The sequence below is a fragment of the Streptomyces sp. LaPpAH-108 genome, from assembly GCF_000373625.1.
Lineage (GTDB): Bacteria > Actinomycetota > Actinomycetes > Streptomycetales > Streptomycetaceae > Streptomyces.
This window is the reverse complement of the sequence record NZ_KB891988.1, coordinates 683,652-704,781: the sequence shown is the minus strand read 5'-3', so window position 1 is coordinate 704,781 and position 21,130 is coordinate 683,652. Positions and strand designations below refer to the sequence as shown.

The following is a 21,130-nucleotide window of genomic DNA, read 5'->3' as shown; positions in this document are numbered from 1 at the left end:
CCCGGCCTCCCCCCAGGACGCCGACCGCCCGCCGACCCGCCCGCCACGCACCGCCACACCCCGCCACGGACCGTCAGGTGTCGGTCGGTGTTCGCCCTGGGTATCCATGACGGACGCCTGGCGTTGGCCGTACCGGCCCAGCCTTCTGCTCGGCGTCCGTGCCCAGGCGGCCGGACGCGTCCAGTCGACGAAAGGCGGCCTCCGTGCGCCCTCACCCCTCGTCCCTCCGCACCGTCTGGACGGCCGCCGCGCTCGCGCTGGTCTCGGCGGCGGGCCCGCTGCTGCCGGCCGCCCCGGCGGCAGCCGCGAGCTACGGGACGCCGACGATCAAGCTGTCGGCCGGGTATCTGTCGGGCGCGGTCGGCGCGAGCGGCGACCCGGTCGTCACGGCGACGGTCGCGCAGAGCGGCGCCGACGCCGCCGACCTCACGGTGGCCGCGAGCAAGACGAGCAGGTCCTCGGTGGCGGGCACCGGGGATGTCCAGGTCACGGGCGCGGGCGGCACCCGTACGGTCGCGGTGACGGCCCGCGCGCAGGGGTACACCGACCTCACCCTGAAGGTGACCGGGCTCGGCGGCAAGACGGCCACCGCGACCCTGCACTACGCGGCCTCCCCGTCCGTCCAGCGCTCGGCCGACGCGCGCTATCTGACCGGCGCGTCGGACGCCTCGGCCGCCGTGGACGCCGGGAACGGCTATCTCCTGGTCGCCAACGACGAGGACAACACCCTGCGCCTGTACGACGGTTCGGCCTCCGGGGCGCCGGTGAAGAGCTGGGACGTGAGCGACGCGCTGGGCGCCGACAAGGAGGTGGACATCGAGGGCGGCACCCGGGTCGGGAACACCGTCTACTGGACCGGCTCGCTCGGCAACAACAAGGACGGCAAGTACAAGCCCGACCGCAACACCGTCTTCACCACCACGCTCTCCGGCTCCGGCGCGTCGACCTCGGTGACCGTGGGCAGCGCGGGCCACCGGCTGCGCGACGACCTGGTGGCCTGGGACCAGGCCAACGGCAACCGGTACGGCTTCGCCCACGCGACCGCCGACGGGCAGACCCCGAAGCAGGTGGACGGCCTCAACGTGGAGGGCCTGGAGTTCGCGCCCGGCTCCACCACCACCGCCTACCTGGGCTTCCGTGCCCCGCTGGTCCCGCCGCAGGAGGGCGGGAAGGCGCTGCTGGTGCCGGTGACGAACATGGACCAGGTGGCGCGCGGCACGAAGGCGGCTTTCGGCACCCCGGTCGAACTGGACCTCGGCGGTCTGTCGGTGCGCGATCTGCGCCGTAACGACCAGGGGCAGTATCTGATCCTGGCCGGGTCCTGGGCGGCGGAGGACAACAGCGCGCCCTACGCCCTGTACCGGTGGGACGGCGTGCCCTCGCACCAGCCGGTGAAGGCGCTGGACCTGCCGACGGCCGACGCGGGCGGCTGGGAGTCCATCGTGACCACGCCCGATCTGTCGGCGCCCGGCGCCCGGGTGCAGCTGATCACCGACGACGGCAGCGCCGACCTCTACGGCGACGGCACCGAGGCGAAGGACCTCTCCCACCCGGAGTGGCAGAAGTCCCGCACCACATGGTTCACGCTGAACTGAGGACCCTCAGGTCCCGGGCCGCCCTGCCGGTCAGCCCGGGATCAGTCCGTCGTCGCCGAGGAGTTCCCGGACCTCCTCCAGGGTGGCGTCCGGGGCGGGCAGGATCAGCTCGGAGGGCTCCAGGGCGTCGTCCGGCAGCGGGGTGCCGAAGCCCCGGACGGCGTCCAGGAGGGCGGTGAGCGTACGGCGGAAACCCGCCTCGTCACCGCTCTCCATCTCGGCCAGCAGCTCGTCGTCCAGCTTGTTCAGCTCGGTGAAGTGCGCGTCGTCGACGCGCACCTGCCCCTCGCCCATGATCCGTACGATCACGTCGGCCTCCTCGGCTCGGTCCCGGCGGCGGGCTACTGCTTGTCGAAGCGCGGGGTGTCCTGCGGCTGCTGGGCCTGGCCCTGACCGGTGCCACCCTCGATGGCCTGCTGCGGGGAGCCCCCGGCCAGCTCGGCCTTCATCCGCTGGAGTTCCAGCTCCACGTCCGAACCGCCGGAGAGCCGGTCCAGCTCGGCCTGGATGTCGTCCTTGGCCATGCCGGACTGGTCGTCCAGGGCACCGGAGGCCAGCAGCTCGTCGATGGCACCGGCGCGGGCCTGGAGCTGGGCGGTCTTGTCCTCGGCACGCTGGATCGCGAGGCCGACGTCGCCCATCTCCTCGGAGATGCCGGAGAACGCCTCGCCGATGCGGGTCTGCGCCTGGGCGGCGGTGTAGGTGGCCTTGATGGTCTCCTTCTTGGTGCGGAAGGCGTCCACCTTGGCCTGCAGGCGCTGGGCGGCCAGCGTCAGCTTCTCCTCCTCGCCCTGGAGGGTCGCGTGCTGCGTCTCCAGGTCGGTGACCTGCTGCTGGAGGGCGGCACGCCGGGACAGCGCCTCGCGGGCCAGGTCCTCGCGGCCGAGCGCGAGCGCCTTGCGGCCCTGGTCCTCCAGCTTCCCGGACTGCTGCTGCAACTGGTTGAGCTGGAGCTCCAGGCGCTTGCGGGAGGTCGCCACGTCGGCCACGCCCCGGCGCACCTTCTGCAGCAGCTCCAGCTGCTTCTGGTACGAGTAGTCAAGGGTCTCGCGCGGGTCCTCGGCCCGGTCAAGGGCCTTGTTCGCCTTCGCGCGGAAGATCATCCCCATACGCTTCATGACACCGCTCATGGGCTTCGCGCGCCCCCTTCTGACGGACTCCAGCTCACCGATCCTGCGACAGAACCCACAGTACGGGCCCTGCCTCCATTACCGCACCGTTCGGGCGCTCATGCTCTCCTCCCCAGGGACGAGGGCGGACGCCCCCGCTCCGGCGTGAGGAGTAGGTGATCCCCGGGTGACGTCCCGTTCGTCCCCTGTTTCCCCCGGTCGTTCCCCCGGTGCGGTCCCTGCTACAGACGCCGGGTGTTGCCGGATCGTTCCCCAGAGGGCTGGGGTCCATGCCGGGAAGCCCGTACCCTTGGGTTTTGTGTTCCGTAGCCGTGCCAAGGAAGAGAAGGCCCCCGCCGACAAGGCGCAGGTGACCGACTCCAAGCAGACCCGTGACCCGCAGGCCCCGAAGGGCAGGCCCACTCCCAAGCGGAGCGAGGCCCAGTCCCAGCGGCGCAGTGTGGCCAGTACGCCGACGAACCGCAAGGACGCGGCCAAGCGCCAGCGCGAGGAGCGCCGGTCCGCTCTCGAGCGGCAGCGCAAGGCCCTGGCCGGCGGCGACGAGCGGTACCTGCCCGCCCGCGACAAGGGCCCGATCCGGAAGTTCGCCCGTGACTGGGTGGACTCGCGGATCAACGTCGCGGAGTACTTCCTGCCCGCGGCCATCGTGATCCTCGTGCTGAGCGTGGTGCGGATTCCCGCGCTGCAGAGCATCGCGCTGATCCTGTGGCTGATCGTGATCGTGCTCATCGTGGTCGACTCGGTCTGGAGCGGCGTCCGGCTGCGCAAGGCGCTGGGTCAGCGGTTCCCGAACGACAACCGCAGGGGCGCGGTGGCCTACGGCCTGATGCGCTCGCTCCAGATGCGCCGGCTCCGGCTGCCCAAGCCGCAGGTCAAGCGCGGAGAGCGACCCTGAGCGCAGACGCAGCTCCCCGGCCCGCCGCCGGGCTCAGGCCGGGCGGACCGGGTGTTCCGCGTGACCTCGTACGCCATGAACTGGTGACCCGGCAGCTCGACGAGCAGCTGGGGGCGCGCTTCGCCCTGGGGCGGCGGCTGCGGGTGCTCGACGTGGGCACGGGCCGGGGCGCGGGGGCGCTCAGGCTGGCCCGGATCGGCCATCACGTCACCGGCGTGGAGAACGACCCGGTGGTGATCGCCGCCGCGCGCGCGAACCTGGCCGCCGAGCCGGAGGGCGTGCGCGAGCGGGTCCGGCTGGTGCACGGCGACGGGCGGGACACCGGCGTGCACTTCCTGCCGGGCAGCTTCGACGTGGTGCTCTGCCACGGGCTGCTGATGCGGGTGGAGGAGCCCGATCCGCTGGTGGCGGGTCTGGCCAGGATGCTCGCGCCCGGCGGTCTGCTCTCGCTCCTCGTGCGCAACGGCGACGCGCTCGCCATGCGGCCGGGTCTGGCCGGTGACTGGACGGGCGCCCTGGCCGCGCTCGACGCCACCGCCCTGCTGCCGCGCTCGCGCTCCGAGGCCGACGGGGAGGGCCCGGCCGAGCAGCCCGCTCCCCGCCCCCGCGCCGACCGCCTCGCGGTGCTGACCGCGACCCTGGACGGCATCGCCGCCCCGCTGCACGCCTGGTACGGCGTGGGCGTGTTCGCCGACCTCGCCGACGCGGACGACCCGGGGGCGGCCCCGCCGTCCTCGTACCCGGCCGCGGACGTGCCCGGACTGCTCGACGTGGAGGAGCGGGCGGGACGTACGGATCCGTACCGGGGGGTCGCGGCGCTGCTGCACCTGTGCGGGGTTCGGGGCTGAGCCCGTTCGGGCGTATCCGGCGGGCCGGTGCGGCCTCCGGGCGCTCAGACTCGGGTCATGGACGCTTCCCGTACCCGCGCTCTCGGCCGGGTGGCCCCGGCCGCCGTGCTGGTGTGCTCCGCCGTCCTCGGTTCCGGCTGTTCGGCACCGGCCGCCGCTCCGGTGGAGCCGTCGGCCGCGCGGGCCGCGCTGCCCGAGGTGGCGAACCAGCTCCAGGACCAGTACCAGCGGGTGATCAAGGAAGCGCTGCCCTCGGTCGTCCAGATCCAGGCGAGCCGGGATCTGGGCTCGGGGATCGTCTTCGACTCCCAGGGGCACATCGTCACCAACGCGCACGTGGTGGGCGCGGAGAAGACCTTCAAGGTGACGACGGCCAGCAGTGAGGCCCAGCTGACCGCGAGCCTGGTCTACTCCTACCCCGACCAGGATCTCGCGGTGATCAAGCTGGACCGGGTGCCGTCCGGGCTGAAACCGGCTCAGTTCGCGGACTCCGACAAGGTGCAGGTCGGCCAGATCGTGCTGGCCATGGGCTCACCGCTGGGGCTGTCCTCCAGCGTGACCCAGGGCATCGTCTCCGCGACCGGGCGGACGGTCAGCGAGAGCGACGAGGGCGGCGGCACCGGCGCGACCATCGCCAACATGGTGCAGACCTCGGCCGCGATCAACCCCGGCAACAGTGGGGGCGCGCTGGTCGACCTGGACGGCCAGGTCATCGGCATCCCGACGCTCGCCGCCGCCGACCCCGGCATGGGCGGCGGCTCGGCCCCCGGCATCGGCTTCGCCATCCCGTCCTCCATGGTCCGCACGGTCGCCGGTCAGATCGTCCAGCACGGCAAGGTCACCGACTCCGGCCGCGCCGCCCTCGGCATCAGCGCCCGCACGGTCGTCGACGACAGCTACCGCCCCGTAGGCGCCGCCGTGGTCACGGTCACCCCCGGCGGCCCCGCAGCCCGAGCGGGCCTGCGCACCGGAGACGTCATCACCCGCCTGGACGACACCACGATCACCTCGGTCACAGCCCTGGCAGAAGCCCTGGCAGCCGACAAACCAGGCCAACAGGTAAAACTGACCTACCTGAGGTCCGGCAAGGACCGAACGACAGAGGTAACCCTGGGCGAACAGTGAGCCCTTTCAAACAGGCCGAGCCACGAGGCTTTTAAGGGGCGCGGGGAACTGCGCGACAAGCCACGACGCCGGGCCAGCCGCAAGACGACGGAAGCGACAACGGCGCCTAGGCCCCCCGCCGAAGCCTGCGCAGCATCCGCGCATCGTCGAAACCGACCTCCCGCGCCGCCGCCTCCACAGTCGCCCCATGCCCAATCAGATGCTCGGCCCGCTCGACCCGAAGCGCCTGCTGATACCGCAGCGGCGTAAGCCCCGTGGCCCGGCCGAACACCCGCGTGAGCGTCCGCGGGCTGACGCCGACCTGCGCGGCCAGCCGCTCCAACGGCAACCGCTCAGCGAACCGCGCGTCGATCAGGTCCTGCACCCGATGCGCCGTGTCGTCCAGATGCCCCCGGTGCCGCAGCATCGCGCTGGCCTGCGGCTCGTCCCCGTTACGCCGCGCGTAGATGACCATCTCGCGAGCGACCCGCGCGGCCAGCGCGGCCCCGTGCCGTACCGCCAGCAGATGCAGCGCGAGATCGATCCCGCTGGCGATGCCCGCCGAGGTGACCACGCGGTCGTCGGTGGTGAAGAGCACGTCCCGCACGACGGTGGCCCGGGGGTGGCGGGCGGCGAGTTCGTCCTGGAGCGCGTGATGGGTCGTACAGCGGCGCCCGTCGAGCAGCCCCGCGCGGCCCAGCGCCTCCGCCCCGGCGCAGACGCTGGCGACGGTGCCGCCCGCCGCGTGGTGCGCGCGCAGCCGCTCGACCAGGGCGGCGCCGGGCGCGGGACCGCCGCACAGGGCGGGGGCGCGCCAGCCCGGTACGACGACCAGGTCCCCGGGGTCCAGGGGCGGCCACTGCGTCCGCGCCGTGAGCGGGAGCCCCTGCGCGCTGGTGACCTGCGGGGACTCGGCGACGTAGACGAGGGTGTACGGCTGCCCGAAGCCCGCCGCCGTGGAGAAGACCTGGGCAGGGCCGGCGAGGTCGAGGAGGTGGACGTCGGGCAGCAGGACGAAGACGACGCGGGTCATACGGGCGATGCTGCCAGCTCCGCGACGGTGGCGATGCGGGCGAAGCGGTCGCGCAGGACGGCCTGGGTGCGCTCCATGATGGCGTCCACGTCGAGGTCGCCGATGGGGTTGGTGGTGGTCGCGTCGGCCACGAAGACGACCTCGTAGCCGAGGTCGCTGCCGAGCCGGGCGGTGGTCTCGACGCACTGTTCGGCGCGGATGCCGCACACCCACAGCTCGCCCACGCCCGCCTCGGTCAGCAGCTGCTGGAGGTTGGTGGTGGTGAACGCGTTGTGCGCGGTCTTGCGCAGCACCGGCTCCCCGGGCAGCGACTGCTCCAGCTCTTCCAGGAGCCGTACGTGGCCGAGGTCGGGGTCGAAGACGTCGCCGCTGCCGGGCTCGGTGTGCAGCACCCAGACGACGAGGTCGCCGTGGTCGCGGGCGAGCCGGACGAGCCGGTTGACGGGTTCGGCGATCTCGGGGTTGCCGATCTCCTTCCACAGCGGACGGGCGCGGAAGGATTCCTGGACATCGATGACGATGAGTGCTCGCTTCATGTCACCCAGTCTGACCTGGGGACATATGGATTCGGCAGACACGATCGGGGCCGGGTGCGGAACGATCCGGTCAGCGCCGGGAGGGGGTCAGGTCCCGGACGCGCCGGGACCTGACGGGCGGCCGGTTACGCGGTCTGATCCGCGTTCAGGCTCATCGGGCCGTAGATCTCGGTGCTCTCCTCGAACAGCCGCACCTGGTCCGCGCCGCCCTCCAGGAGCGCCTTCCAGTGCTCGCCGATCCAGGACTCGGCGTCCCCCTGCGTGGTGAACTCCTCCGGTTCGACCGCGGGCGGGACCTCCGTCCCGTCGGCCTTCTCGAACCGCCACGTCCATGCCGCCATGCGGGCCTCCTTCGATCCGACGCTGCGGGCAGCGTATGCGCTCGGCGGCGCCGGTCACAGGAGATCGTGGATCATCACCCGGCCAGGGCACCCGGCGGGGGCGCCACCCGGCCAGGACACCGGCACGCCCCACGCCGACACCCCCCGCGCCACCGCGCCTTCGGGGGCACCGGGGCGCGGGAGCCGCGGGGCCGGGTGAAAATCGGTCCGTGGACGTGACTCTGCTCGGCACCGGTGCCCCGCCGGGGCTGCCCCGGCCCGACTGCCCCTGTGCCGTGTGCGCGCTGGCCCTCGGCCCCGACGCGCGGGCGGCGACCGCGCTGCTCGTGGACGGCGCGCTGCTGCTCGACCTCACCCCCGGCGCGGCCTTCGCGGCGGCGCGCGCGGGACACTCCCTGGGCGGGGTGCGCCAGGTGCTGCTCTCCCATCCGCACGACGGACCCGCCGTGGAGGTGCCCGCCGGGCTGCCGCAGCCGGTGCGGGTGCCGGACGGCCGTGAGCTGACCCTGCTGACCGGGCACCGGGTGCGGGCCCTCGCGATGGACGCGGGCGGCACCGGGTACGCGGTGACGGGCCCTGACGGGCAGCGGCTGCTGTATCTGCCGCCGGGCGGGTTCCCGGCGGGGCTCGAAGCCCCCACCCGGGCGTACCACCTGGTCCTTGCCGACGTGATGGGCCGCCCGGACGCGCTGGCCCGGCTGCGCGCGGCCGGGGCGGTCGGACCGACGACGGACGTGGTGGCCGTCCATCTCGACCACGACGTGCCGCAGGGCGCGGAGGTCGCGCGGCGGCTCGCGGCGGCCGGGGCGCGTGCGGTGCCGGACGGGACGACGCTGGTCGTGGGGGCGTACGAGGAGGTGCCGGACGTGCCCCGCCGGACGCTGGTGCTCGGCGGCGCCCGCTCGGGCAAGTCGGTGGAGGCGGAGCGCCGCCTGGAGGCGTTCCCTGACGTGCTGTACGTCGCCACCGGCGGCACGCGCGGCGGCGACTCCGAGTGGGCCCAGCGGGTCGTGGCGCACCGCGAGCGGCGGCCGGGGTCGTGGCGTACGACGGAGACGACGGACCTGGTGCCGGTGCTGGCCGAGGAGGGGCCGCCGGTGCTGATCGACTGTCTGTCGCTGTGGCTGACGGACGCGATGGACGCGGTCGGGGCGTGGGACGACGCGGAGTGGGCGGACGGCGGCGAGAAGGCGCTGCGGGAACGGGTGCGGGAGCTGGTGGCGGCGGTGCGGGACGCGCGGCGCACGGTGGTGGCGGTGTCGAACGAGGTGGGCTCGGGCATCGTCCCGGCCACCGCCTCCGGGCGCCGCTACCGCGACGAACTCGGCCGTCTGAACGCGGCGTTCGCGGCCGAGTGCGAGCAGGTGCTCCTTGTGGTGGCGGGGCAGGCGCTGGTCCTGCGGGGATAGCCCCCGGGGTCGGCCGGAAGTCGGCCGGGAGTCAGCCAGGAGGCGGCCGGGGTCAGCCCGAGGTGCCCTCCTTGCGGGCCACCACCCGGCAGGCGTTGGCGAAGCGGGTGCGCCGGGTCAGCGGGGAGAGCAGCAGCTCGGCCCCGGCGGCGGCCGTCAGCGCCGGGGCCGTGGCTCTGCGCAGGGGCGGCGGGACGTGGGCGAGCGCCAGGGAGAGCGCGGCCGTGAGGTCGTACGGCAGATGGGCGGCGGCCCGGTCGGTGCTGACGATCGCGCAGCCCCGTTCGGCCAGTTCGGCGCGGAGGTTGGCGAGCGGGGGCAGATGGAGGTGGCGCGGCTGGCCGTGCGGGAGCCACCACTTGCCGAGCAGCGCGGCGAACGCGCTGGCCGGGTCCGGGACTTCGAGGACGAGATGGCCGCCGGGGCGCAACACCGTGAGGGCGGCGCGCAGTTCGGCGCGCGGGTCGGGGACGTGTTCCAGGTGGTGGAACATGCTGACCACGTCGTAGCGGGCGCGCAGCCGGTCCGTGACGCCCGGGGTGGTGAGGAAGCCCCGGTGGGCCTCCTCGATGCGCCCGGCGGCGCGGGCCTTCTCGACGCGGGCGGTGGGGTCGAGGCCGTCGAAGCTGGTGTAGGGGAAGAACTCCTGGGCGGCCTCGGGGAAGCGGCCGTGTCCGGTGCCCACGTCGAGCCAGCTCTCGGGGTCGCCGAGGCCGGTCAGGGCGCGGGCGGTGGCACGGTGACGGCGGTGGACCGCACGCGGGGACAGCACCCGGGCGGCGATCTGGTCCAGATGCCGCTCGCAGGCGTCCTTCTCGCAGGCGGCGAGGTCGGCGGCGGCGAGCCGGGGGTTCTGGAAGGTGTGGGCGCAGTCGGCGCACTCGTCGAGCCCGAAGACGCCGGGGCGCTCCCGCAGCGGGTCGGGGGCGCGCAGCCGGGTGCGCAGCCTCGGGGAGCCGCACCAGGGGCAGTCCGCGCGCAGCGGTCCGGAGAACCCGTCGGTGGACTGCGGGGCGGATGACGAGGGCTGCATGGGCGGCTCCCTGTACGGCAATTCGCGGTAAACCGGAACGTATGGGATACCGATCTTGGGCGCAACGACGTGCCGGTGACGGGCTTGCGGTGTGGCGCGGAGACGGCGGGGCGTGGACGGTACTGTTCCGCGAATGAGCAGGATTGATCTGGACGAGTTCTCCGATCTGATCGAGCGCCCGGACGGCGCCGTACGCCGTGCGGCCGAGGCCCGCCGGGAGCGGCTGGCCGTGCGGCCCGGTTCGCTCGGGCGCCTGGACGAGCTGGGCGAGTGGCTGGCGGCGGCGCGGGGCACCGTGCCGGTGCGGCAGATCGAGCGACCGCGCGTGGTGCTCTTCGCCGGTGACCACGGTGTCGCCCAGCTTGATGTCTCGGGCCGCCCGGCGGGCAGCGCCCAGGAGCTGGTGCGGGGCGTGCTGGAGGGGGCGAGCCCGGTGGCGGTGCTGGCCCGCCGTCTCGACGTACCGGTCCGCGTCGTGGACCTCTCCGTGGACTGCGAGCCGGACGCCTTCCCGGCGGAGGTCGTACGGCACCGGGTGCGGCGCGGCAGCGGCCGGATCGACATCGAGGACGCGCTGACCCTGGACGAGGCCGAGGCGGCCTTCCGGGCGGGCGTGGCCGTCGCCGACGAGGAGGCGGACTCGGGCACGGATCTGGTGGTGCTCGGGGATCTGAGCGTGGGCGGTACGACGGCCGCGGCGGTGCTCATCGCGGCGCTGTGCGGCACCGACGCCTCGGTGGTGACCGGGCGCGGCGGCCTCGCGATCGACGACCTGGCGTGGATGCGCAAGTGCGCGGCGATCCGCGACGCGCTGCGCCGGGCCCGGCCGGTGCTCGGGGACCAGCTCCAGCTGCTCGCGACGGTGGGCGGCGCGGACCTGGCCGCGATGACCGGGTTCCTGCTCCAGAGCGCGGTGCGCAAGCTGCCGGTGATCCTGGACGGCGTGGTGGCCACCGCGTGCGCGCTGGTCGCCCAGCGCGTCGCCTTCCGCGCGCCGGACTGGTGGCTCGCGGGCCACGTCAGCGGTGAGCCGGGCCAGGCCAAGGCGCTGGACCGGATGGCCCTGGAGCCGCTGCTCGACCAGGGCGTACGGGTCGGGGAGGGCGTGGGCGCGCTGCTCGCGCTGCCGCTGGTGCGGGCCGCCGCCGCGCTCGCGGCCGAGCTGCCGGAGGCCAAGGCCGAGGAGGCCGGGGCTGAAGAAGCCGGGACCGACGAGGCCGGGGCCGAGGAGAGCGCGGCTCAGGAGAGCGCGCGGCCCGAGGAGTGAACCCCGGGCCGCCGTCGGCTGCCACCCGCCGATGAGCGCGTTTCGCGGCATGGGCGCCCATATGATCACCCGTCATGGGAGATGCCCGAATCGCCGTGGAGCCGCAGGCCGAGGCCGGGCGGCGGTCCGAGACCGGGCAGCGGTCCGAGGACGGGCGGCAGTCCGAAGCCGGGCGGCACTCCGGTGGGCGGTCCCGCCGGGCCGCCGCGTGCGCGGTCTGGTATCTGCGGGCCGTCGCCTTCGTCAACTTCCTCAGCGCGGTGTGGGTGTCGCTGGGCCAGGACGTACGCCGCCACAACCAGGAGAACCTGTTCACGCCGTACCTGCTGACGGCGGGCTTCGCCTCCGGGGTGTTCACCGCGTTCCTCGCGATCACCATGCGGCGGCGCAAGCGGGCGGCGTGGATCCTGAACCTGGTGCTCAGCGGGGCGTTCCTCGCGCTGTTCGCCTTCGCCATGGTGTTCCCGGAGATCCACGGCTCCGTGCAGAACTGGGTCTCGCTGGTCCTCACGGCCGCCTTCGTCGCCGCGCTGCTCGTCGGGCGCCGGGAGTTCTACGCCAAGGGCGACCGCTCCAACCCCCGCCTCGCCGCGACCGTGGCCGGCGGGGGCGGACTGGCCGCCTCGCTGCTCGCCGGGCTGCTGGTGACGGTCACCAACGAGGCGCCGGACGCGGCGAGTTCGACCTTCCTGGAGCGCTGGCAGTACGGCACCCTGCGGCTGATCTCGGTCGCCGCCGAGGAGTCCAGCTTCCCCGGCATCGACCCGCCCAACTGGGCGAACGTCAGCATCAACGTGCTCAGCACCGCCCTGCTGCTGGCCGTCCTCTACGCCGCGTTCCGCTCCCGGCGCGCGGTCGACCCGCTCACCGAGGGCGACGAGAAGCGGCTGCGGGAACTCCTCGGCCGGCACGGTGAGCGCGACTCGCTCGGCTACTTCGCGCTGCGCCGGGAGAAGAGCGTGGTGTGGTCCCCGACCGGCAAGGCGGCCGTCGCCTACCGCGTGGTGGGCGGGGTCAGTCTCGCCTCGGGCGATCCGCTGGGCGACCCGGAGGCGTGGCCCGGGGCCATCGCGCCCTGGCTGGCCGAGGCACGGGCGCACGGCTGGATCCCGGCGGTGATGGGCGCGGGCGAGGAGGCCGGGACGGTCTACGCCCGGCACGGCCTGGACGCGCTGGAACTGGGCGACGAGGCGATCGTGGAGGTCGCCGACTTCACCCTGGAGGGCCGCGCGATGCGCACGGTCCGCCAGGCGTACAACCGGGTGCGGCGGGCCGGGTACCGGGTGCGGGTACGGCGCCACGAGGACATCCCGGCCGACGAGATGGCGTACCTCGTGAAGCGGGCCGACGACTGGCGCGACGGCGCCACCGAGCGCGGCTTCAGCATGGCGCTCGGGCGGCTCGGCGACCCCGGGGACGGCCGGTGCGTGATGCTGGAGTGCGTGGACGCCGAGGGGCGGCTGCGGGCGCTGCTGTCCTTCGTGCCGTGGGGTCCGGGCGGGCTCTCGCTGGACCTGATGCGCCGTGACCGGGACTCCGACAACGGGCTGATGGAGTTCATGGTCATCGATCTGCTGCACGGGGCCCGGGAGTTCGGGGTCACGCAGGTCTCCCTCAACTTCGCCATGTTCCGCTCGGTGTTCGAGCGAGGATCACGGCTCGGCGCGGGCCCGGTGCTGCGGCTGTGGCGGTCGCTGCTGAGCTTCTTCTCGCGCTGGTGGCAGATCGAGTCGCTGTACCGGGCCAACGCCAAGTACCGCCCGATCTGGGAGCCGCGCTTCCTGCTCTTCGAGAAGAGCGCGGACCTGCCCCGTATCGCGCTCGCCTCGGCCCGCGCGGAGGGCTTCCTGGAGGCGCCGGGGCTGCCCAAGTGGCTGCACCGCAGACACCTGGAGACCCACCGGTGAGGGCCCGCAGGTGAGCCGGGCGGTGCGGTGGGCCCGCGCCGAGTGGGGGCCGCTGTACGGCGCCCTGCGCGCGCGGGGCGGGCCGCCCGCGATCCCGATGACGCTCGCGGCGGTGTCCCTGACCGCACTGCTCCAGTACGTCCAGAACCAGCCCTGGGGCTTCCGCGCGGTGGAGGCGGCGGGCGCGGTGCGCGCCCAGGACCCCTGGTGGCTGGCCCTGCTGCGCACCCCGCTCTCCCTCTTCGTGCCCGCGCTCGACCTGCCGGTGTGGGGCGCGCTGGCGCAGATCCTGTGCGTGTTCGGCATCGCGGAGATCTGCCTCGGCCGTCTGCGGACCCTCACCGTGGCCTACGCCGCCACCCTCGCCGGGACGCTCTACGCCCGCCTCGGCATCGCCCTCGGCCCGCACTCCCCGCTCGGCCTGCCCGCCTCCGACGCCCTGGTGGTGGACACCGGCCCGTCGGCGGCCGTGGTCGGCCTCGCGGTGTTCGTGGCGGCCCGCTACGGCGCCCGTACGACGGCGGTCCTGGTGCCGGTGGCGATAGTGGCCGAGGTGCTGGCCAAGGACAACCTGGCGGGCAAGGAGCACCTGGCCGCACTGCTGGCGACGGGCGCGCTGTGCGCGGTGTCGGCGGTGCGCGGCCGGTGCGGGGGCCGGACGCCGTGTCAGTCGCGCCCGGGGAGGCGGGCCGGGAGGGGGTCGGGTCTGCCGCCGATCCAGTCCTGGACCGCTCGTCGGGGTCCGGCCCAGCGGCGGTCGTGGCGGTAGGCGCGCAGCAGGGCACGGGCGCGGGCGCGGGGGCGGTGGACGTAGAACCGGCGGGCCCACGGGGAGGTGGGCCGGGCCAGCCGGAGCGCGCCCGCGAGCGCGAGCAGGGGCACGATGGCGCCGAAGATCGCGACGCGGGCCTTGCCCTTGCTGAGCGCGACCAGCGAGAAGAGGAAGTTGACCGCGATGGTGGCGATGACCCCGCCCCGGTCCTGGAGTTCGTCCTGGGTGAGGTCGTTGACGCCGAACGGGGAGAACCCGGCGAGCAGCAGTCCGACCAGGGCGGCGGTGAGCACGACGACCTCGACGCTCTTGCGGCCCTCGGCGCTCCAGTAGACGTCGTCCAGATGCAGGATCAGCGCGAACTCGTCGAGCACCAGCCCCGCGCCGATCCCGAAGATCACGGCCGCGATCGCACCTCCGAAGCCGTGCCGGTCACTGGCGACGGCGCCGAATCCGCCGATGACGGTGAGGACGACCCCGGGCACCACGTGATGGATGTGCAGCCCGCCCGCGCTGACGTTGCCGAACGGCCCCTTCCCGGCGCGGATCAGGCGGGTGACGATCCGGGTGACGAGGAAGGTGAGCACGAAGGCGGCGAGGGCCAGCAGCAGCGGAAGCTTGCCCGGTTCCAGGATGTTCCGCTCCCACCAGTGCCCCATGCGCGCACTTTATCCCCGTTGTCCGGGGGTGGCGGCCCGGGCCGGGCGCCCGGGGGTACGGCCCTTGCGACCACCTCGGCGACCGCCCGGCGACTGCCCCGTGACCGGCCCCGCGACCACCCTCGCGCCCGCCCGGCGACGGCCCCGGTGACCGGCCCCGCGCCCGCCCGGTACCCTGCGCCGATGCCCGAGACCCCCGCCGCCCCCGCCCCGCTCGACGGACTCCGCTTCGCCTTCGGCACCCTCACCGTGCTGCCCGTACGGGTCCGCCGCTGGGACCGCGAGGCGGCGCGCGCGGGCATGGTGTGCGCCCCCGTGGCCGGGCTGGCCGTCGGGGTCGGCGCGGCGGCGCTCGGGCTGCTGCTCCTGGCGCTCGGCGCCGGTCCGCTGCTCGCCGCCGTCGCCTCGGTGGCCGTACCGGCCGTGCTGACGCGGGGTCTGCACCTGGACGGGCTCGCCGACACGGCCGACGGGCTCGGCAGCGGCAGGCCCGCCGAGGACGCGCTGCGGATCATGAAGCGGTCGGACATCGGGCCGTTCGGCGTGCTCACCCTGCTCCTGGTGCTGCTCGCCCAGGTGGCCGTCCTGGCCCAGCTCTACGGCACGTCCTGGACCCGGGGCGCGGTGGCCGCGCTCGTCTCGGCGCTCGCGGCCCGCCTCGCGCTCACCCTGGCCGCCCGCGCCGGGGTACAGGGCGCCCGCCCGGAGGGGCTGGGGGCGGCGGTCGCCGGGGTGGTCCCGGTGCCGGTCGCGGCGGTGGCCGTGGCGGGGTGGGCGCTGCTCGCGGCGGCTTGCGGCGCGGTCCTCGGCGCGGGGGGTGCCGTCCACGCGGCGCTGGCCGTCCTGTTCGCCCTCGGCGCCGCCGAACTCCTGCTGCGCCACTGCCTGCGGCGCTTCGGCGGCGTCACCGGGGACGTCTTCGGCGCCCTCGCGGAGACGGCGGCGACGACGGCCCTGATCGTCCTCGCGCTGGGCGGTGCGGGGTAACCCCCCTGTACACGCGCGGAGTTGTCCGCAGACCACGAGAGGACCACGTTCGGGCGACCACTCGAAGGAATGAGCGAACGCGTGCACGCGCGTAGTCTCGTGGCGGGTGCTCGCCGACGGGGTGGAGACCCCGGTTGCCGAAACGGTCCAGCGCTGGACCTAGGGTCGGTTCTCGGGCCCGGTCGACCCACCCCTTGTGTGAGGCCGCCCCACCGGGCGGCCGAGGAACGCAAACGGCCACTGCAACTTCACATCGGAAGCGAGATTTCACCACCGTGACTGCTCTGACTCTCAGCACCGAAGCGGCGCCCGGCCTGAGCGCCGACGCGATCGTGATCGGTGTCGCCAAGGCCGGCGCGGGCCCCGTCGTGGCGCCCGGCGCCGAGTCCGTCGTCGAGGCGTACGACGGCGCGCTGTCCGGCGTCCTGGAGACCCTTGGTGCCTCGGGCGCCGAGGGCGAGCTGACCAAGCTGCCCGCCCCGGCGGGCTTCGAGGCCCCCCTCCTGGTGGCGGTGGGCCTGGGCGCCGAGCCCGAGGCGGAGGACGGGTTCGACGCCGAGACCCTGCGCCGCGCCGCCGGTGTGGCCGCGCGCGGCCTCGCCGGGACCGGGAAGGCCGCGTTCGCGCTGCCCGTGGACGGCCCCGGTGCCGTCGCCGCGATCGCCGAGGGCGCGCTGCTCGGCGCCTACGCCTTCGACGCGTACAAGGAGAAGACCGAGGACGGCGAGGCGAAGAACGCCCCGCTGGCCGAGGCCGTCGTCCTGACCGCCGGTGGCGACGACCACGACGCGGCGCTCGCCCGCGCCGTCGCGGTGAGCGAGGAGCTGAACCGCGCCCGCGACCTGGTCAACACCCCGCCGAACGACCTCGACCCCGCCGCCTTCGCGGCCCTCGCGCGCGCCGCCGCCGACGAGCACGGCCTCCAGATCGAAGTACTCGACGACGCGGCCCTGGTCGAGGGCGGCTACGGCGGCATCATGGGCGTCGGCGGGGGCTCCGCCGCCACCCCGCGCCTGGTCAAGCTGGCCTACACCCACCCCGAGGCCGACAAGCACCTCGCCTTCGTCGGCAAGGGCATCACCTACGACTCGGGCGGCATCTCGCTCAAGCCCGCCGGGCACAACGAGACGATGAAGTGCGACATGGCCGGTGCCGCCGCCGTGTTCGCCGCGGTCGTCTCCGCCGCCCGCCTCGGCCTGAAGGTCAACGTGACCGGCTGGCTGGCGCTCGCCGAGAACATGCCGTCGGGCTCCGCCGTCCGCCCGGGCGACGTGCTGCGCATGTACAGCGGCAAGACCGTCGAGGTGCTCAACACCGACGCCGAGGGCCGTCTGGTCCTCGCGGACGCGCTGTGGGCCGCCTCGGCCGAGGAGCCGGACGCGATCGTGGACGTGGCCACGCTGACCGGCGCCATGGTGCTGGCGCTCGGCAACCGCACCTTCGGCATCATGGCGAACGACGACGCCTTCCGCGCCTCGCTGCACGACGTGGCCGAGGAGGTCGGCGAGCCGGCCTGGCAGATGCCGCTCCCCGAGCACCTGCGCAAGGGCATGGACTCCCCCGTCGCGGACATCGCCAACATGGGTGAGCGGATGGGCGGCGGCCTGGTCGCCGGTCTGTTCCTGCGCGAGTTCGTCGGCGAGGGCATCACCTGGGCGCACCTGGACATCGCGGGCCCGGCCTTCAACGAGAGCGGCCCCTTCGGCTACACCCCGAAGGGCGGCACCGGTTCCGCGGTCCGCACGCTGGTTCGGCTCGCTGAGCTGACCGCCGACGGCGACCTGGGCTGACATCGCCCGCCGGAGCAGGGGGCGCGGTTCCGTATCGCGCCCCTCGCACCACCTCTGACACCGCTCCGCCCCAGGTGAGGGCGGTGTCGATGGACCCGAGGGGCGCGTGGCCGCGCATCGACGCGGCCACGCGCCCCTTTTGCCCGCGGTGGTGCCGGAGCGGACGTGGGACGTCTCACACCCCGGCCCGGCGTATGGACCACCCCGGACAAGTGCAAAGATGGAGCCCGGCAGGACAGGGCCCCACCCGAGGGCCGAAGCATCAAGCGGCCGGACACCAGCCGCCTGCCGGTCACCGACGACCGGCGTACGGCGCACATGCATGGAGGACGTGACGTGGCGAACGACGCCAGCACCGTTTTCGACCTAGTGATCCTCGGCGGTGGCAGCGGTGGGTACGCCGCGGCCCTGCGCGGAGCGCAGCTGGGCCTGGACGTCGCCCTGATCGAGAAGGACAAGGTCGGCGGCACCTGCCTGCACCGGGGCTGCATCCCCACCAAGGCCCTGCTGCACGCGGGTGAGATCGCCGACCAGGCCCGCGAGAGCGAGCAGTTCGGTGTGAAGGCCACCTTCGAGGGCATCGACGTCCCGGCCGTCCACAAGTACAAGGACGACGTGATCTCGGGCCTCTACAAGGGCCTCCAGGGTCTGATCGCCTCCCGCAAGGTGACGTACATCGAGGGCGAGGGCCGCCTGTCCTCCCCCACCTCCGTGGACGTCAACGGCCAGCGGATCCAGGGCCGTCACGTCCTGCTCGCGACCGGCTCCGTGCCGAAGTCGCTGCCGGGCCTGGAGATCGACGGCGACCGGATCATCTCCTCCGACCACGCCCTCGTCCTGGACCGCGTGCCCAAGTCCGCGATCATCCTCGGCGGCGGTGTCATCGGCGTCGAGTTCGCCTCGGCCTGGAAGTCCTTCGGCGCCGACGTGACCGTCATCGAGGGTCTGAAGCACCTGGTGCCGGTCGAGGACGAGAACTCCTCCAAGCTCCTTGAGCGCGCCTTCCGCAAGCGCGGCATCAAGTTCAACCTCGGCACCTTCTTCGAGAAGGCCGAGTACACCCAGGACGGCGTCAAGGTCACCCTCGCCGACGGCAAGGAGTTCGAGGCCGAGGTCCTGCTGGTCGCCGTCGGCCGCGGCCCGGTGTCGCAGGGCCTGGGCTACGAGGAGCAGGGCGTCGCGATGGACCGCGGCTACGTCCTGGTCGACGAGTACATGCGCACCAACGTGCCGACCATCTCGGCCGTCGGTGACCTCGTCCCGACCCTCCAGCTCGCGCACGTCGGCTTCGCCGAGGGCATCCTGGTGGCGGAGCGCCTGGCCGGTCTGAAGACCGTCCCGATCGACTACGACGGTGTCCCCCGTGTGACGTACTGCCACCCGGAGGTCGCCTCCGTGGGCATCACCGAGGCCAAGGCCAAGGAGATCTACGGCGCGGACAAGGTCGTCGCTCTGAAGTACAGCCTGGCGGGCAACGGCAAGAGCAAGATCCTCAAGACCGCGGGCGAGATCAAGCTCGTCCAGGTCAAGGACGGTGCCGTGGTCGGCGTCCACATGGTCGGCGACCGCATGGGCGAGCAGGTCGGCGAGGCCCAGCTGATCTACAACTGGGAGGCGCTGCCGGCCGAGGTCGCCCAGCTCATCCACGCCCACCCGACGCAGAACGAGGCGCTCGGCGAGGCGCACCTGGCGCTGGCCGGCAAGCCGCTGCACGCCCACGACTGAGCCATCGGCCCTCGGGCGCGACGACACAGACTTCCGCAATTCCTTAAGGAGCAACCGAAACCATGGCGGTTTCCGTAACCCTTCCGGCGCTCGGTGAGAGCGTCACCGAGGGCACTGTCACCCGCTGGCTGAAGGCCGAGGGCGAGCGCGTCGAGGCCGACGAGCCGCTGCTCGAGGTGTCGACCGACAAGGTCGACACCGAGATCCCCTCGCCCGTCTCCGGTGTGCTGGCCTCGATCAAGGTCGCCGAGGACGAGACCGTCGAGGTCGGTGCCGAGCTGGCCCTGATCGACGACGGCTCCGGCGCCCCCGCCGCTGCCCCGGCCCCCGCCGCCGCCGAGGCTCCGGCCCCGGCCGCCGAGCCCGCCCCGGCGCCCGTCGCCGAGGCCCCGGCCGCCCCCGCCCCCGCTCCGGCCGCCGAGGCGCCCGCCGCGCAGTCCGGTGGAGCCCAGGGCACCGACGTGGTGCTGCCCGCGCTCGGTGAGTCCGTCACCGAGGGCACCGTCACCCGCTGGCTGAAGTCGGTCGGCGACTCGGTCGAGGCCGACGAGCCGCTGCTCGAGGTCTCCACCGACAAGGTCGACACCGAGATCCCGGCGCCCGTCTCGGGCACCCTGCTGGAGATCGTGGTCGGCGAGGACGAGACCGCCGAGGTCGGCGCCAAGCTCGCCGTCATCGGCGTCGCCGGTGCCGCCCCGGCCGCCGCTCCGGCTCCGGCCGCCGCTGCCCCCGCCGCGCCCGCCGCCCCGGCTGCCGCCGCTCCGGCCCCGGCCGCCCCCGCGGCTCCGGCCGCTCCGGCTCCGGCTCCCGCCGCGCCCGCCGCCGCTGCCCCCGCCGCTCCGGCCGCGCCCGCCGCTGCCGCCCCGGCCCCGGTGGCCCCGGCCGCTCCGGCCGCCCCGGCTCCGGTGACCCCGGCCACCGCGCCCACCTCCCCGACCGCCACCCAGGCGACCGACGAGGGCGCCTACGTGACCCCGCTGGTGCGCAAGCTCGCCGCGGAGAACGGCGTCGACCTGGCCGGTGTCAAGGGCACCGGTGTCGGCGGCCGTATCCGCAAGCAGGACGTCCTCGCCGCCGCCGAGGCCGCGAAGGCCGCCGCCGCTCCGGCTCCGGCCGCTGCCGCCGCTCCGGCCGCCGCGAAGAAGGCCCCGGCGCTCGAGGTCTCCCCGCTGCGCGGCCAGACCGTCAAGATGACCCGCATCCGCAAGGTCATCGGCGACAACATGGTCAAGGCGCTCCAGGAGCAGGCCCAGCTCTCCTCGGTCGTCGAGGTCGACGTCACGCGTCTGATGAAGCTGCGCGGCAAGGCGAAGGACTCCTTCGCCGCCCGCGAGGGCGTCAAGCTCTCGCCGATGCCGTTCTTCGTCAAGGCCGCCGCGCAGGCGCTGAAGGCCCACCCGGTCATCAACGCCAAGATCAACGAGGCCGAGGGCACGATCACCTACTTCGACACCGAGAACGTCGGTATCGCGGTGGACTCGGAGAAGGGCCTGATGACCCCGGTCATCAAGCACGCCGGTGACCTCAACATCGCGGGCATCGCCAAGGCGACGGCCGAGCTGGCGGGCAAGGTCCGCGCCAACAAGATCACTCCGGACGAGCTGTCCGGCGCGACCTTCACCATCTCCAACACCGGTTCGCGCGGTGCCCTGTTCGACACGATCATCGTGCCGCCGGGCCAGGTCGCGATCCTCGGCATCGGCGCCACGGTCAAGCGCCCGGCCGTCCTGGAGACGGAGGAGGGCACGGTCATCGCCGTCCGCGACATGACCTACCTGACCCTCTCCTACGACCACCGCCTGGTCGACGGCGCCGACGCGGCCCGCTACCTGACGACGGTCAAGCAGATCCTGGAAGCGGGCGAGTTCGAGGTAGAACTCGGCCTGTAACTCCCTGGCCTGTGGCGAAGCCCCTCTGTCGAAAGACAGGGGGGCTTCGCCGTTCCTGGAGAAGCCTGAGCTTGTCGGCGCCGGGCCATGGCAACTCCCTGAAGGGGCGCGGGGAACTGCGCGATCAACCACAACGCGCCCGCATCCGCCCAAATCCAGAACCCCCCGAGCCCTCCCGCGTCGAAAACACCCTGTGCAACTCGTCTCACC

General features: G+C 73.8%; 19 protein-coding genes. 12 read left to right on the top strand and 7 right to left on the bottom strand.

The window, feature by feature from the left end; translation table 11 throughout:
• The first annotated feature begins 203 nt into the window (after window positions 1-203).
• Window positions 204-1,595 carry a DUF3616 domain-containing protein gene (locus B079_RS0109335; protein WP_018545522.1) on the top strand — a complete coding sequence of 464 codons (1,392 nt, stop codon included), beginning with the start codon at window positions 204-206 and terminating at the stop codon, window positions 1,593-1,595.
• A gap of 30 nt (window positions 1,596-1,625) precedes the next feature.
• Here the strand turns inward: B079_RS0109335 and pspAA are convergent, their stop codons facing one another.
• Both pspAA and B079_RS0109325 read right to left on the bottom strand, forming a co-directional pair.
• Window positions 1,626-1,904 carry a PspA-associated protein PspAA gene (gene pspAA, locus B079_RS0109330; RefSeq protein ID WP_018545521.1) on the bottom strand — a complete coding sequence of 93 codons (279 nt, stop codon included), beginning with the start codon at window positions 1,902-1,904 and terminating at the stop codon, window positions 1,626-1,628.
• Window positions 1,905-1,936: 32 nt separating this feature from the next.
• Window positions 1,937-2,713: a PspA/IM30 family protein gene (locus tag B079_RS0109325; RefSeq protein ID WP_078495888.1), complete on the bottom strand. Its 777-nt coding sequence runs from the start codon at window positions 2,711-2,713 to the stop codon at window positions 1,937-1,939.
• Window positions 2,714-3,023: 310 nt separating this feature from the next.
• Between B079_RS0109325 and B079_RS0109320 the strand changes: the two genes are divergently transcribed.
• The 3 genes from B079_RS0109320 to B079_RS0109310 all read left to right on the top strand — a co-directional run bounded on the left by B079_RS0109320 (window position 3,024) and on the right by B079_RS0109310 (window position 5,593).
• Entirely contained in the window at window positions 3,024-3,620 is a 597-nt protein-coding gene (locus B079_RS0109320) for a DUF3043 domain-containing protein (protein ID WP_018545519.1), read from the top strand.
• An 83-nt stretch (window positions 3,621-3,703) separates the two neighbouring features.
• The gene (locus B079_RS0109315; RefSeq protein WP_018545518.1) at window positions 3,704-4,468 is read left to right on the top strand and encodes a class I SAM-dependent methyltransferase; all 765 of its coding nucleotides are present in this window, start codon (window positions 3,704-3,706) and stop codon (window positions 4,466-4,468) included.
• Window positions 4,469-4,525: 57 nt separating this feature from the next.
• Window positions 4,526-5,593: a S1C family serine protease gene (locus tag B079_RS0109310; protein ID WP_026248510.1), complete on the top strand. Its 1,068-nt coding sequence runs from the start codon at window positions 4,526-4,528 to the stop codon at window positions 5,591-5,593.
• Between the two features lie 106 nt (window positions 5,594-5,699).
• On the opposite strand, the gene B079_RS0109305 is transcribed toward B079_RS0109310, so the two are convergent.
• The 3 genes from B079_RS0109305 to B079_RS0109295 all read right to left on the bottom strand — a co-directional run bounded on the left by B079_RS0109305 (window position 5,700) and on the right by B079_RS0109295 (window position 7,482).
• Window positions 5,700-6,605 (bottom strand): GlxA family transcriptional regulator, encoded by a 906-nt coding sequence (locus B079_RS0109305; RefSeq protein WP_018545516.1) that lies wholly within the window; start codon window positions 6,603-6,605, stop codon window positions 5,700-5,702.
• On the bottom strand, window positions 6,602-7,141 hold the full coding sequence (locus B079_RS0109300) for a cysteine hydrolase family protein (protein WP_018545515.1): 540 nt from the start codon (window positions 7,139-7,141) through the stop codon (window positions 6,602-6,604). Before B079_RS0109300 ends, B079_RS0109305 begins: the two co-directional genes overlap by 4 nt.
• 125 nt (window positions 7,142-7,266) lie before the next feature.
• A complete protein-coding gene (locus B079_RS0109295) occupies window positions 7,267-7,482 on the bottom strand; it encodes a hypothetical protein (protein WP_018545514.1) in 216 nt (71 codons plus the stop codon).
• Between the two features lie 209 nt (window positions 7,483-7,691).
• Here B079_RS0109295 and B079_RS0109290 point away from each other — a divergent pair, with 209 nt between their 5' ends.
• Entirely contained in the window at window positions 7,692-8,891 is a 1,200-nt protein-coding gene (locus B079_RS0109290) for a bifunctional adenosylcobinamide kinase/adenosylcobinamide-phosphate guanylyltransferase (RefSeq protein WP_018545513.1), read from the top strand.
• 52 nt (window positions 8,892-8,943) lie between these two features.
• Here B079_RS0109290 and B079_RS0109285 read toward each other — a convergent pair whose 3' ends face one another.
• Complete coding sequence (locus B079_RS0109285; RefSeq protein WP_018545512.1) at window positions 8,944-9,924, bottom strand: class I SAM-dependent methyltransferase; 981 nt, start codon at window positions 9,922-9,924, stop codon at window positions 8,944-8,946.
• A 133-nt stretch (window positions 9,925-10,057) separates the two neighbouring features.
• Between B079_RS0109285 and cobT the strand changes: the two genes are divergently transcribed.
• The 3 genes from cobT (at window position 10,058) to B079_RS35480 (ending at window position 13,867) form a co-directional block, all read left to right on the top strand.
• Complete coding sequence (gene cobT, locus B079_RS0109280) at window positions 10,058-11,191, top strand: nicotinate-nucleotide--dimethylbenzimidazole phosphoribosyltransferase (protein ID WP_018545511.1); 1,134 nt, start codon at window positions 10,058-10,060, stop codon at window positions 11,189-11,191.
• 74 nt (window positions 11,192-11,265) lie between these two features.
• The gene (locus tag B079_RS0109275) at window positions 11,266-13,098 is read left to right on the top strand and encodes a phosphatidylglycerol lysyltransferase domain-containing protein (RefSeq protein ID WP_078495887.1); all 1,833 of its coding nucleotides are present in this window, start codon (window positions 11,266-11,268) and stop codon (window positions 13,096-13,098) included.
• A gap of 22 nt (window positions 13,099-13,120) precedes the next feature.
• Window positions 13,121-13,867 (top strand): hypothetical protein, encoded by a 747-nt coding sequence (locus B079_RS35480; protein WP_018545509.1) that lies wholly within the window; start codon window positions 13,121-13,123, stop codon window positions 13,865-13,867.
• Here the strand turns inward: B079_RS35480 and B079_RS0109265 are convergent.
• Window positions 13,765-14,529 carry a hypothetical protein gene (locus tag B079_RS0109265; protein ID WP_018545508.1) on the bottom strand — a complete coding sequence of 255 codons (765 nt, stop codon included), beginning with the start codon at window positions 14,527-14,529 and terminating at the stop codon, window positions 13,765-13,767. The two genes, B079_RS35480 and B079_RS0109265, sit on opposite strands and share 103 nt — an antisense overlap.
• 183 nt (window positions 14,530-14,712) lie before the next feature.
• Here B079_RS0109265 and B079_RS0109260 point away from each other — a divergent pair, with 183 nt between their 5' ends.
• The 4 genes from B079_RS0109260 to sucB all read left to right on the top strand — a co-directional run bounded on the left by B079_RS0109260 (window position 14,713) and on the right by sucB (window position 20,920).
• A complete protein-coding gene (locus tag B079_RS0109260; RefSeq protein WP_018545507.1) occupies window positions 14,713-15,516 on the top strand; it encodes an adenosylcobinamide-GDP ribazoletransferase in 804 nt (267 codons plus the stop codon).
• A 275-nt stretch (window positions 15,517-15,791) separates the two neighbouring features.
• Window positions 15,792-17,306: a leucyl aminopeptidase gene (locus B079_RS0109255; protein WP_018545506.1), complete on the top strand. Its 1,515-nt coding sequence runs from the start codon at window positions 15,792-15,794 to the stop codon at window positions 17,304-17,306.
• Window positions 17,307-17,642: 336 nt separating this feature from the next.
• Window positions 17,643-19,031 carry a dihydrolipoyl dehydrogenase gene (gene lpdA / locus B079_RS0109250; protein ID WP_018545505.1) on the top strand — a complete coding sequence of 463 codons (1,389 nt, stop codon included), beginning with the start codon at window positions 17,643-17,645 and terminating at the stop codon, window positions 19,029-19,031.
• A gap of 62 nt (window positions 19,032-19,093) precedes the next feature.
• Entirely contained in the window at window positions 19,094-20,920 is a 1,827-nt protein-coding gene (gene sucB, locus B079_RS0109245; protein WP_018545504.1) for a 2-oxoglutarate dehydrogenase, E2 component, dihydrolipoamide succinyltransferase, read from the top strand.
• Window positions 20,921-21,130: the final 210 nt, after the last annotated feature.